Source organism: Actinomyces qiguomingii (genome assembly GCF_004102025.1).
Lineage (GTDB): Bacteria > Actinomycetota > Actinomycetes > Actinomycetales > Actinomycetaceae > Actinomyces > Actinomyces qiguomingii.
Window position 1 is genome coordinate 1,800,777 of the sequence record NZ_CP025228.1, and the last position, 12,570, is coordinate 1,813,346.

The following is a 12,570-nucleotide window of genomic DNA, read 5'->3' on the forward strand; positions in this document are numbered from 1 at the left end:
GCTGATGTGATGGCGCTGAGCTGTCCTATCCTGGGTTGCGAGGCCCGAACGGGGCCCAGGATTGTTACCCGCATGGGGCAAGACCTGAGACGACTCGCAGAGTTCTGCGCAGGCGTCTCGGGTCTTTTTTATTTCCCAACCTCTCGCGGGCAACCGAATCGAGGAGGATCGGCATGGCCAAAGTGGACTACGCGGCGCTGGCGTCGCAACTGCTGGACAAGGTCGGAGGTGAGGGCAATGTCCGCTCCATGACCCACTGCGCCACCCGCCTGCGCCTGGTCCTGGCCGAGGAGTCAAAGGCGGCGACGGCGCAGATCAAGCAAATGCCCGGCGTCGTCACCGTCGTTCAGGCCGGAGGCCAGTACCAGGTGGTGATCGGCAACGACGTACCGTTGCTGTACGAGGAACTGGGGCGCATTACCTCGCTGGGGGCGGGGACCGAGACCGCCGAGCAGCCCGCGGAGGAGGGAAACCTCTTCGACCGCTTCATCAAGTTGATCTCCGCGCTGATCAACCCGGTCCTGTGGACCCTGGCCGGCGCCGGCCTAATCAAAGCCACGTTGGCGCTGCTGACCACGCTGGAGTGGATGTCCGCCACCGGCACCACCTACACGATCCTCAATGCCGCCGGCGACTCCGTCTTCTACTTCCTGCCGGTGGTGCTGGCGATCTCCTCGGCGCGCCGCTTCAAAGCCAACGAGATTACGGCGGTGGCGATCGCCGGCGCCCTGGTCTACCCGGATATTGCGGCCCTGGCGGACGCCGACTCGGTGACCTTCATCGGCATCCCCGTGATCATGGCCTCCTACAGCTCATCCCTGCTGCCGATTATCTTCTCCACCTGGATCCAAGGCTACCTGGAGCGCTGGCTCAAGCGAGTGCTGCCCTCCACCATCCGCAACTTCGCGGTGCCGTTGCTGGTGCTCACGATTATGGTGCCGCTGGTGCTGATGACCATCGGTCCGGTGACCACCGCCCTGTCCGGCGGCATCTCCGGCGGTATTCAGGCCCTGTTCCGTGCCGCGCCCTGGGCCGCGGGTGCGGTTATGGGCGCCTTCTGGCAGGTGTTCGTCATGTTCGGCGTCCACTGGGGCTTTGTGCCCATCATGCTGGCCGACTATGACGACCCCGGCTATTCACTCATGGCGGCCCCACTGTTCGCCGCGGTCCTGGCACAGGCCGCCGCGATGCTCGCGGTAATGATCCGCACCCGTTCGGCGCAGATGCGGCAGGTTGCCGGTCCCGCCACGCTTTCGGCATTCCTCGCCGGCATCACCGAGCCCGGCATCTACGGCGTTAACCTGCCGCTGAAGCGCCCCTTCATCGCGGGCTGCATCGGCGGCGCCGTGGGCGGAGCGATTATCGCCATCGGCGGCGGCGCCTCCTCATCCTTCGTGTTCCCTTCCCTGATCGGCATCTCGGCCCTGCTGCAACAAGGCAATGTGCCGGTGACATTCATCGGCATCGGTGTGGCCGTAGTCATCGGTTTCGTACTGGCATTCGTGCTTGGTTTCAACGAGGCCGACGCCGCCGACTCCGGGGCCCAGGAGGCGCAAACCGAGCAGACGACGGCCTCCACGGAGCCCACCACCACCTTGGGCGCCCCAGTGGTCGGCCGGGCCATGCCGCTGGAGAAGGTCGCCGACCCCGTCTTCTCCTCCGGTGCGCTGGGCGGGGGTGTTGCCGTGCGCCCCAGCGGATCCGGGCGGATCACGGTGACCGCGCCCGCGGCCGGAACGCTGCTTACCGTCATGGACTCCGGGCACGCCTACGGCATCAAGACTGACGACGGTGTGGAACTGCTGGTACACGTCGGTCTGGACACGGTCCAGCTCGAGGGCAAGGGCTTTTCACCGAAGGTCACCGTGGGGCAGCGCGTCGCACGCGGCCAGGAGCTGGCCGAGGTCGACCTTGAGGTTGTGCGTGAGGGCGGATACGACCCCACCACCATCCTGGTAGTCACCAACACGGCGAGCCTGGCGGGCGTGGTCCCGGTGGTCGACGCCGATGTGGATGCCGACGTCGACGTCATCGAGATCGACCACTGACCGGGGCAGAATCGGCCCTGAGCCGGGATACGAACCTAGTCCACACTCTTAAGGAGAACCCACCCATGTCGACACCAACCACCCCCTCCGATTTCCCCGACGACTTCCTGTGGGGCGGCGCACTGGCCGCCAACCAGTACGAGGGCGCCTATGACGCCGACGGCAAGGGCCTGAGCGTCCAGGACGTCATGCCCCAGGGCATCGTCGGCCCCCGCACTAAGGCCCCCACCCCGGACAACCTCAAGCTGGAGGGCATCGACTTCTACCACCGCTATGCCGAGGACATCGCCCTGCTGGCGGAGATGGGCTTCAAGGTCTTCCGCTTCTCCATCGCCTGGTCTCGCATCTTCCCCAAGGGGGATGAGACCGAGCCCAACGAGGCCGGCCTGGCCTTTTACGACCGGGTACTGGACGAACTGGAGAAGTACGGAATCGAACCGCTGGTGACCATCAGCCACTACGAGACGCCGCTGCATCTCGCCCAGACCTATAACGGCTGGGCCGACCGGCGCATGATCGGCTTCTTCGAGCACTACGCCCGCACCCTGTTCGAGCGCTACGGCAAGCGGGTGAAGTACTGGCTGACCTTCAACGAGATTAACTCCGTGCTCCACGAGCCCTTCATGTCCGGCGGCATCAACACTCCCAAGGAGGAGCTCAGCGAGCGGGACCTGTACCAGGCGATCCACCACGAGCTGGTGGCCTCCGCTTCCGCCACCCGTATCGCCCACGAGGTAAACCCCGATCTGAAGGTCGGCTGCATGATCCTGGCGATCCCCTTCTACCCGCTTACCCCGGACCCGCGGGATGTGTGGGCCGCCAAGCAGGCCGAACGTGACAACTACACCTTCGGCGACGTGCACGTGCGCGGCACCTACCCCGGCTACTTCCTGCGCAAGCTCCGGGATAAGGGCATCGAGCTGGACATCACCGAGGACGACCGCCGCACCCTGGCCGAACACACGGTTGACTTCGTGTCCTTCTCCTACTACATGTCCTCCTGTGAGACCGCCACCCAGGAGAGGGAGGCCAGCGGTGGCAACCTGATGGGCGGCGTCGTCAACCCCACCCTGGAGGTCTCCCAGTGGGGTTGGGCCATCGACCCGCGCGGCCTGCGCACGATCCTGAACGACTACTGGGACCGCTGGGGCAAGCCCCTGTTCATCGTGGAGAACGGCCTGGGCGCCCGCGACGAGCTGATCACCGGCCCCGACGGTGTCCCCACCGTTGAGGACGACTACCGGATTGATTACATGAACGACCACCTGGTGCAGGTGCGCGAGGCTGTTGCCGACGGCGTGCAGGTCATTGGCTACACCTCCTGGGGCTGCATCGACTGTGTATCGGCCTCCACCGCTCAGATGTCCAAGCGCTACGGCTTCATCTACGTGGACCGCAACGACGACGGCACCGGCACGCTGGAGCGCTACCGCAAGAAGTCCTTTGGCTGGTATCGGGAGGTGATCGCCTCCAATGGCGGCAGCCTGAAGGCCTGACCAACTCGGCGCGAGCAGTAGTAGTGGCCGCAGCCGGCTCACGGCGTGCGAACCGGGCACTGGGTAGTGTGTGCAGATGCCTGTAGAACGCGCTCCGTTGAGCCGGTTGCGGCTGCTGCCGCTGCGCCTGGCCCAGTTCGCCGCCATCCAACTGGCCTGTTGCGCCTTCCCGATCGCCGTGTTCGCCGGCATGGCGGTCTCCGTGCTCGTCTGGAACCGGATGGACCTGCCACTGGCACGCTATGACGCGCTGCTCATCTACGTGGTAGTGGTGCAGATCGCCTTCGTAGCGCTGAAGCTTGAGACCTGGCGTGAACTGGCGGTGATCTGCGCCTTCCACCTTATCGGCCTGGCGCTGGAGGTCTTCAAGGTGCGCGTGGGCTCATGGACCTACCCGGATGCCGGGGCGGTGCGCCTGGGTGGGGTGCCGATCTTCTCGGGTTTCATGTACGCCTCGGTCGGCTCATACATTTGCCAGGCCTTCCGGCGTTTCGACCTGCGCATCTCCGACTTTCGCCGCTGGCCGGTGACGGTCCTGGCGGTGGCGGCCTATACGAACTTCTACACCCACCATTTCATCTGGGACCTGCGCTGGGCGGTGGCGGGAGGGTTCATCGTGGCTCTGTGGGGCTCCGTGGTGCACTTCACGGTGGGCGGTGACCGTTACCGCATGCCCACCTCCGTGTCATTCGTGCTCATCGGGGTCTTCCTATGGTTGGCGGAGAACCTCGGCACATTCCTCAATGCGTGGCGCTACCCGGACCAGCAGACGGGGTGGCACCTGGTGCACACCGGCAAGCTCGGCAGCTGGGCGCTGCTGGTGACCCTGAGTTTCGTGCTGGTGGCCGCCGTCAAGGCGGAGGAGGGCGTGCGCTACGGGGACGGGACGGCCAGGGTCACCGCGCCGAAGGAACGTCGCCGCCGGAGTGTGTCACGGTGACGGCCCCGGCCGCCTCCTGCGCGCGCCGCCGGGCCGTGGCGATGTCCTCGGCTGCGGCCACGGCCACACCCAGGCGTCGACCCGGATGCGCATCGGGCTTGCCGAACAGGCGCAGGTCACTGCCCGGCACGGCCAGCGCCTGGGCCACGCCCGTGTAGCTCACCCCGGCGCCGGGCGCGGATTGGAGGGGCGACTTGATGACGGCGGAGGCACCGGGGGAGTGCAGCGTCGTATCCACGGGCAGCCCCAGCAGGGCTCGGGCGTGCAGTTCAAACTCACTTAGACGCTGGCTCGCCAGGGTCACCATGCCGGTGTCATGCGGGCGGGGGGAGACCTCCGAGAAGAGCACCTCCTGCCCGCAGATGAACAGCTCCACTCCGAACAGGCCCCAGCCGCCCAGTGCCTCCGTCACCGCGGCGGCGACCTGCTGTGCCCGCTCCCGTGCGCCCGGGGGCAGTGGGTGCGGCTGCCAGGACTCCACGTAGTCCCCGTCCACCTGCCGGTGCCCGATCGGTTCACAAAATGAGGTGACGGTCCGGCCGCTGCGCGGGTCGCGGGAGCGCACCGTCAGCAGCGTGATCTCGGAGTCGAATTCAATGAACCCCTCCACAATCACCCGGCCCCGGTCCACCCGGCCCCGGGTGGTCGCCAGGCGCCAGGCGGTGGTCACGTCATTGGGGCCGTGCACCAGACACTGGCCGTGCCCGGAGGAGGACATCACCGGCTTGACGATGCATGGGTAACCGATCCGTTCGGCCTCGGCGGCCAGTTCCAGAGCACTGGAGGCGAAGGCGTAGGGGCTGGTGGGCAGGCCGAGCTCCTCGGCGGCGAGTCTACGTATGCCCTCCCGATCCATGGTCAGTCGAGCTGCCCTGGCGGTGGGCACCACCCGCACCGCCTCGGCCTGCTCCAGTGCCACCAGGGCATCGGTCGCCAAGGCCTCGATCTCCGGCACGACGATCCTCGCCCCGGTGGATTCGATCGCGGCCGTAAGCGCCGCCGGGTCGGACATGTCCACGGTCAGGGCGTGATGCGCGACCTGCTGGGCGGGGGCCCCCGCATACCGGTCGATCGCGGTGACCTCCACCCCTAAACGCGCCAGCGCGATCGTGACCTCCTTGCCCAGTTCGCCCGAGCCGAGCAGCGCCACGCGGGTGGCGCACTTCGTGTCCGGGGTGCCGATGCCCTCGGCGGCGGGGGAGGAGGAGTTGAATGCGGTCACGGCGACCTCCGCTGCTCGGCACGCGCGCGCGTGCGTTCTGTTTCGGCATCTCGGTGCCGACTGCTACGGCCACGCTACCGAAATTACGCGGGTCTGACACAGCTGGTTGTGCCATGCTGGTGGCATGGATGCACCGGACCTAACCGACCCCGGCCGTCCGCCCGCACCGGACGGCGGCCGTGACCGGATCCCGCCGTCGGTTCCTGTGACCGGCCACCGCGCCACCGCCCCGCTCCCGCCTGGCGTCCCGCCGCGCAGGCGCAGGGACCCGCTCAAGGACACGGTGCCACGTGGCATTCCCGCCCTGGACGAGGCGGCCGCCCCGGTGCCTCCGGCCAAGCGGCCGGAGATGATCATTGTCACCGGCATGTCGGGTGCGGGGCGCTCTCGCGCCGCCAACGCCCTGGAGGATCTCGACTGGTATGTGGTGGACAATCTTCCCCCGCAGCTACTGCCGGCGCTGGCCGGCATGATGACCACGGTCGGCGCGGGCGTGCACCGGCTGGCCGCCGTCGTCGATGTGCGCAGCCGCGAGTTCTTCGCCTCCTTCATGCAGTACCTGGCGCAGTTGCGCGACACCGGCGTGGAGGTCCGCCTGATCTTCCTGGACGCCTCCGACGCCGCGCTGATCCGCCGCTTCGAGTCGTCTCGCCGTCCGCACCCGTTGCAGGGAACCGGCTCGATCCTGGACGGCATCCAGCATGAACGCACACTGCTGGCCGGCCTCAAGGGCACGGCCGACGAGGTCATTAATACCACCGACTACTCCGTGCACGATCTGGCCCGGCGCATCCGTGAACTGGTCGCCCACGAGTCCGATCTGGCCCTGCAGGTCACGGTCATGTCCTTCGGCTTCAAATACGGCCTGCCGATGGATGCCGACCACGTCCTGGACGTCCGCTTCATCCCCAACCCGTACTGGGTTACGGAGCTGCGGCACCTGACCGGACGGGATGCGCCCGTGGCCGAATACGTGTTCCAGCAGGACGGCGCAGCGGACTTCGTGGACGGTTACGTAGGCCTGCTGATTCCGGCGCTGCCCAGGTACGTCGATGAGCTCAAACCCAATGTCACCATCGCGGCGGGCTGTACCGGCGGCAAGCACCGCTCGGTGGCAACCGCCGAACGGATCGCCGCCAGCCTGCGATCCGCCGGCTTCAAGGTGGCCGTGCAGCACCGGGACCTGGGAAGGGAGTGAGGCGAGCATGAGTGAGATTCCGGGCGGATCCCGGCATGACGCATTGGCTGTGCCCGCAGACGGGGCAGAGTCCGACACCCGTGCACGCGGCACCCGTGCCACCATCGACTCGGCCGGCTGGAGCCGCCGCGGTGAGGAGGGGCCGGCCGTCGTCGCCCTGGGCGGCGGGCACGGGCTGTCAGCCACCCTGCGGGCCCTGCGCCACGTCACCCATCGGCTTACCGCCGTGGTCACGGTCGCCGACGACGGCGGCTCCTCGGGGCGACTGCGCCGCGAGTTCGACTGTCTGCCCCCCGGGGACCTGCGCATGGCGCTGGCCGCCCTTACCGACGAGACCGAATGGGGTCTGACCTGGCGCGATGTGCTCCAGCACCGCTTCTCCGGTGAGGGTGAGCTGAACAACCACGCCCTGGGCAACCTGCTCATACTGGCCCTGTGGCAGCTGCTGGGGAACGAGGTTGAGGGGCTGGACTGGGTCGGGCGGTTGCTGAGCATCCATGGCCGCGTGATCCCCATGAGCGCCTCCCCGCTGGTCATCGAGGCGGATATCGTTGACGACGACAGCCGCCAGCGCGTCTGCGGGCAGGTGGCGGTTGCCTCCACCCGCGGCCGGATGGAGAACGTGCGGGTGGTTCCCGAGGACGCGGACGCCCACCCTGAGGCGATCCATGCCATCGACGCCGCCGACTGGGTGATCCTCGGCCCCGGTTCCTGGTACACCTCCGTGCTGCCGCACCTGATCCTGCCCTCCATGCGGCGTGCGCTGGAGCGCACCCCTGCGCGTAAGGCAGTGGTGCTGAACCTATCGGCCCAAAGCGGTGAGACCGATGACATGACCGTGGCCGATCACCTGCGCGTCCTGGCGGAGTATGCGCCCGCCCTGCGGCTGGATGTGGTCGTCGCCGATCCCAGCGTAGTGGAGGATGTGGCCGATCTGAGCGCCGTCGCCGAGTCGATGGGAGCGGTTCTAGTGCTGAGACAGGTGCGCACGGGCGATGCACTGTGCCACCATGATCCTTTGCGGCTGGCTGCCGTCTTCCGGGACGCCTTCGACGGCATCGTCGGCGACATCGCCGGCGCATTGCCGCTAACCTGAATGTTCCCTGCCACAACCGTTCCGTACACCAGCTAAGACCAGGAGCACCACCACATGTCGCTGACGGTTACCGTCAAGGACGAGCTCGCACGCGTGAGTACCGACAACGCCGCCCAGCGGCGTGCCGAGGTAGCTTCAATGCTGCGCTTCGCCGGCGGCCTGCATATCGTTTCCGGCCGTATCGTGGTCGAGGCCGAACTCGATCACGGCGGCGCCGTGCGTCGACTGCACCGCGATTTGCGGGAGCTGTTTGGCATGACCCCCGAGGTGCTAGTGGTGCAGGCCGGCTCCCTGCACCGCGGCAGCCGCTACGTGCTGCGCGTAACCGATCGCGGCCGTGACCTGGCGCGACTGACCGGCCTGGTGGACGGTCACGGCCGACCCGTGCGCGGTATGCCCGTGGCCGTGGTTCAGGGCGGACGCAATGCCTCCGCCGCGGCCTGGCGCGGCGCCTTTCTGGCCCGTGGTTCACTGACGGAGCCCGGTCGCTCCTCCGCCCTGGAGATCACCTGCCCCGGCTCGGAGGCCGCCCTCGCCCTGGTTGGGGCCGCCCGCCGTTTTGAAGTGGCGGCCAAGGCCCGGGAGGTGCGCGGCACCGACAGGGTGGTGGTCCGTGACGGCGAGGCGATCAGCGTTCTGCTGCAGAAGATGGGCGCGGTGGAGGCCAATACCAACTGGGTGGAGCGCCGCACCCGCCGCGAGACCCGGGGCACGGCCAACCGCTTAGCCAATTTCGACGACGCCAACCTGCGCCGCTCGGTGCGGGCGGCCGTTACCTCAGGGGCGCGTGTGGAACGGGCCTTCGAGATCCTCGGAGACGACGTTCCCGATCACCTGGTGCAGGCCGGCCGGCTGCGTATTCAGAACAAGCAGGCCAGCCTGGAGGAACTCGGTCGCATGGCCGACCCGCCGCTGACCAAGGACGCGGTGGCCGGACGCATCCGCCGACTGCTGGCCATGGCGGACAAACGCGCCCACGAACTGGGTATGCCGGACACGGAGGCGGCGCTCACCCAGGACATGCTCGATATGTGAGATGCGCCCGTGTGTTCGCCCGTGGCGTGTCCGAACCTGCACGGCGACCGGCACGTGACGCTAGACTCAACGTGCCGGTAATCGGACGGGTGAATACCCCACGAAGGCCGGGGCACACCGTGTGTGCAAAGAGCTACGAATATGTGCGCCCATGCGCACTAGGAGGACACAAAGTGACCACCCGCGTTGGTATCAACGGCTTCGGCCGCATCGGCCGCAACTTCTTCCGCGCCGCCCTCGAGCAGGGCGCCGACTTCGAGGTCGTGGCTGTCAACGACCTGACCGACATCAAGACCCTCGCCCACCTCCTCAAGTTCGACTCCATCATGGGCCGCCTCGCCGCCGAGGTCACCTACGACGAGCAGAACATCATCGTTGATGGCAAGCCGATCCGCGTCCTGGCCGAGCGCGAGCCCGGCAACCTGCCCTGGGCGGATCTGGGTGTCGACGTCGTCGTGGAGTCCACCGGTTTCTTCACCGACGCCACCAAGGCCCAGGCGCACATTGACGCCGGCGCCAAGAAGGTCGTCATTTCTGCCCCGGCGAAGAATGAGGATGGCACCTTCGTGGTCGGCGTCAACGAGCAGGACTACGACACCACCAAGCACAACATCATCTCGAACGCCTCCTGCACCACTAACTGCCTCGCCCCCGTGGCGAAGGTGCTGGACGAGGCCTTCGGTATCGAGAACGGCCTGATGGTGACCGTTCACGCCTACACCGGCGACCAGCGCATCCATGACGCGCCGCACAAGGACCTGCGTCGCGCCCGCGCTGCCGCCCTCAACATCGTCCCGACCTCCACCGGTGCCGCCCGCGCGGTCGCCCTCGTGCTCCCGCAGCTGAAGGGCAAGCTGGACGGCTACGCCATGCGCGTTCCGGTCCCGACCGGCTCGGTCACGGACCTGACCTTCAAGCCCTCCAAGCCGGCCACCGTTGAGGAGATCAACGCCGCCGTCAAGGCCGCTGCTGAGGGCCCGCTCAAGGGTGTTCTTGCCTACTCCGAGGAGGACCTGGTCTCCACCGACATCGTCGGTGACGCCCACTCCTCCGTCTTCGACTCCAAGCTCACCAAGGTGCAGGGCGACCAGGTCAAGGTCGTGTCCTGGTACGACAACGAGTGGGGTTACTCCAACCGTCTCGTCCAGCTGACCGCCCTGGTCTGCGAGAAGCTCGCCTGAGGCCGCGCGCACAGCCGGCACTCACCACCGTGAGCAACCGACGGACGCCCGCACACGCCGCGGCATGTGCGGGCGTCCGGTCGTATCTGCTCGGTCAACAACCCGACACCCACAACTCCCGATACTGACGCCATACTCAACACTGCGAGGTTTCATGAAGACCATCGACTCCCTCGGTGACCTGAAGGGCAAGCGTGTCCTGGTCCGCTCCGATTTCAACGTCCCGCTCGACGAAAACAAGCACATCACCGACGACGGCCGTATCCGTGCCGCTCTGCCGACTCTTAAGACGCTGCTCGACGCCGGCGCGAAGGTGATTGTCACCGCTCACCTGGGCCGCCCCAAGGGGCAGGTCAACCCCGACTTCTCCCTGGCCCCGGTCGCCACACGGCTGGCCGAACTGGCCGGTGTGGACGTCACTTTGGCCGAGGACACCGTCGGTGAGGGCGCCAAGGCGGCAGTGGCCGCTTTGGAGCCCGGCAACATCGTCTTGCTGGAGAATGTCCGCTTCAACGCCGCCGAGACCTCCAAGGATGACGCCGAGCGTGCCGCCTTCGCCGAGCAACTGGCCGCACTGGCCGACGTGTTCGTCTCCGACGGTTTCGGCGTTGTACACCGCAAGCAGGCCTCCGTCTATGATGTGGCCCGCATCCTCCCGGCCGCCTCCGGGCTGCTTGTAGCTAAGGAGATCGAGTCCCTGGGCAGGGCCGTCAACGACCCCGTCCGGCCCTACACGGTGGTGCTGGGAGGATCCAAGGTCTCCGACAAGCTCGGCGTGATCGCCAATCTGCTGGGCAAGGCCGACCGCCTGCTGATCGGCGGCGGCATGGCCTACACCTTCCTCGCCGCGCAGGGCCACGAGGTTGGTACCTCCCTGTTGGAGAAGGACCAGATCGACACGGTCAAGGGATACCTTGAGACCGCCGAGGCGAACGGGGTGGAGCTGCTGCTGCCTGTTGACACCGTCGTCGCCCCCGAGTTCAAGCCGGATGCACCGGCTAGCGTGGTGTCCGCGGACGCGATCCCCGCGGACCAGATGGGTCTGGATATCGGCCCCAAGACCAGGGAGCTGTTCGCCCGGGCGATCGCCTCCTCTAAGACGGTGGTTTGGAACGGCCCCATGGGCGTATTCGAGTTCCCGGCCTTCGCCGAGGGCACCAAGGCCGTGGCCCAGGCCATCTCGGACTCAGACGCCTTCTCCGTGATCGGTGGTGGCGACTCCGCCGCGGCCGTGCGCACGCTCGGCTTCGATGAGTCCACCTTCTCCCACATCTCCACCGGCGGCGGTGCCTCCCTGGAGTTGCTGGAGGGCAAGACCCTGCCCGGCATCGCCGTCCTCGAGGACTGAGACCCTAAGGTTTCATTTCTAATCAAACCCACACCGACTGCAAGGAACATCCATTATGAGCAACCGCACCCCGCTGATGGCGGGCAACTGGAAGATGAACCTCGACCACCTCGAGGCCAACCACCTGCTCCAGGGCCTGGCCATGGCCCTGAGCGACGCCGGCCATGACTACACCGAGTGTGAGGTCTTGGTGATTCCGCCGTTCACGGACATCCGCTCCGTCCAGACCGTGGTGGAGGCCGACTCCCTGGACATTAAGTACGGCGCCCAGGACGTATCCATCCACGACAACGGTGCCTACACCGGTGAGATCTCCACCGCTATGCTCACCAAGCTCGGCTGCACCTATGTGGTTATGGGCCACTCCGAGCGCCGCGAGTACCACAATGAGTCCGATGAACTGGTCGGCGCCAAGGCCCGGAAGGTGCTGGACGCCGGCATGACGCCGATCCTGTGCTGCGGCGAGGCCCTGGAGGTCCGCAAGGCCGGCACCCATGTCGACTTCGTGCTGGGCCAGATCCGTGCGGCTCTGGCGGGCTGGTCCGCCGAGGAGGTCGCCAAGATCGTGATCGCCTACGAGCCCATCTGGGCCATCGGCACCGGTGAGACCGCCACCGCGGCCGACGCCCAGGAGGTGTGCGGCGCCATCCGTCAGGCCCTGCGCTCTGACTACGGCGACGCCACCGCCGATGCCACCCGCATCCTCTACGGAGGCTCCGCCAAGCCCGCCAACATCAAGGAGCTGATGGCCCAGGCGGACATCGACGGAGCCCTGGTGGGCGGCGCCTCGCTGAAGGCCGACTCCTTTGCGCAGATGGCCGGTTTCTACGCCTGATACCTCAGCCTGATCCCGACGCGGCTAAGCTGCTGCGGATTCTTTGCAGGTAGCGTGTGTGCGCCCGGGTCCGTCATGGATCCGGGCGCACACACGCGCAATCGGCGGGTCATCGGGTAGAGTCGCGCTCGACCGGGCGGCATCGGCCCTACCGCCACATCGGCCGATCCG

Annotated in this window: 10 protein-coding genes; 9 read left to right on the plus strand and 1 reads right to left on the minus strand. The window is 67.1% G+C overall.

What is annotated here, in order from left to right; genetic code table 11:
- The first annotated feature begins 173 nt into the window (after positions 1-173).
- From CWT10_RS07355 to CWT10_RS07365, 3 genes are all read left to right on the plus strand, one after another.
- On the plus strand, positions 174-2,048 hold the full coding sequence (locus CWT10_RS07355) for a beta-glucoside-specific PTS transporter subunit IIABC (RefSeq protein ID WP_103064353.1): 1,875 nt from the start codon (positions 174-176) through the stop codon (positions 2,046-2,048).
- Between the two features lie 65 nt (positions 2,049-2,113).
- The gene (locus CWT10_RS07360; RefSeq protein WP_103064354.1) at positions 2,114-3,544 is read left to right on the plus strand and encodes a glycoside hydrolase family 1 protein; all 1,431 of its coding nucleotides are present in this window, start codon (positions 2,114-2,116) and stop codon (positions 3,542-3,544) included.
- Positions 3,545-3,620: 76 nt separating this feature from the next.
- Positions 3,621-4,484: a DUF817 domain-containing protein gene (locus CWT10_RS07365; RefSeq protein WP_103064355.1), complete on the plus strand. Its 864-nt coding sequence runs from the start codon at positions 3,621-3,623 to the stop codon at positions 4,482-4,484.
- On the opposite strand, the gene purT is transcribed toward CWT10_RS07365, so the two are convergent.
- The gene (gene purT / locus CWT10_RS07370) at positions 4,441-5,706 is read right to left on the minus strand and encodes a formate-dependent phosphoribosylglycinamide formyltransferase (protein WP_103064356.1); all 1,266 of its coding nucleotides are present in this window, start codon (positions 5,704-5,706) and stop codon (positions 4,441-4,443) included. The two genes, CWT10_RS07365 and purT, sit on opposite strands and share 44 nt — an antisense overlap.
- A 124-nt stretch (positions 5,707-5,830) precedes the next feature.
- Between purT and rapZ the strand changes: the two genes are divergently transcribed.
- The 6 genes from rapZ (at position 5,831) to tpiA (ending at position 12,399) form a co-directional block, all read left to right on the plus strand.
- The gene (rapZ, locus tag CWT10_RS07375; protein ID WP_103064357.1) at positions 5,831-6,904 is read left to right on the plus strand and encodes an RNase adapter RapZ; all 1,074 of its coding nucleotides are present in this window, start codon (positions 5,831-5,833) and stop codon (positions 6,902-6,904) included.
- Positions 6,905-6,911: 7 nt separating this feature from the next.
- Positions 6,912-8,000, plus strand: a complete 1,089-nt coding sequence (locus CWT10_RS07380) for a gluconeogenesis factor YvcK family protein (RefSeq protein ID WP_103064358.1) — start codon at positions 6,912-6,914, stop codon at positions 7,998-8,000.
- 54 nt (positions 8,001-8,054) lie between these two features.
- Positions 8,055-9,035 (plus strand): DNA-binding protein WhiA, encoded by a 981-nt coding sequence (whiA, locus tag CWT10_RS07385; RefSeq protein WP_103064359.1) that lies wholly within the window; start codon positions 8,055-8,057, stop codon positions 9,033-9,035.
- A gap of 173 nt (positions 9,036-9,208) precedes the next feature.
- A complete protein-coding gene (gene gap / locus CWT10_RS07390; RefSeq protein ID WP_103064360.1) occupies positions 9,209-10,216 on the plus strand; it encodes a type I glyceraldehyde-3-phosphate dehydrogenase in 1,008 nt (335 codons plus the stop codon).
- Between the two features lie 154 nt (positions 10,217-10,370).
- A complete protein-coding gene (locus tag CWT10_RS07395) occupies positions 10,371-11,564 on the plus strand; it encodes a phosphoglycerate kinase (RefSeq protein WP_103064361.1) in 1,194 nt (397 codons plus the stop codon).
- A 55-nt stretch (positions 11,565-11,619) separates the two neighbouring features.
- Positions 11,620-12,399: a triose-phosphate isomerase gene (tpiA, locus tag CWT10_RS07400; protein WP_103064362.1), complete on the plus strand. Its 780-nt coding sequence runs from the start codon at positions 11,620-11,622 to the stop codon at positions 12,397-12,399.
- Positions 12,400-12,570: the final 171 nt, after the last annotated feature.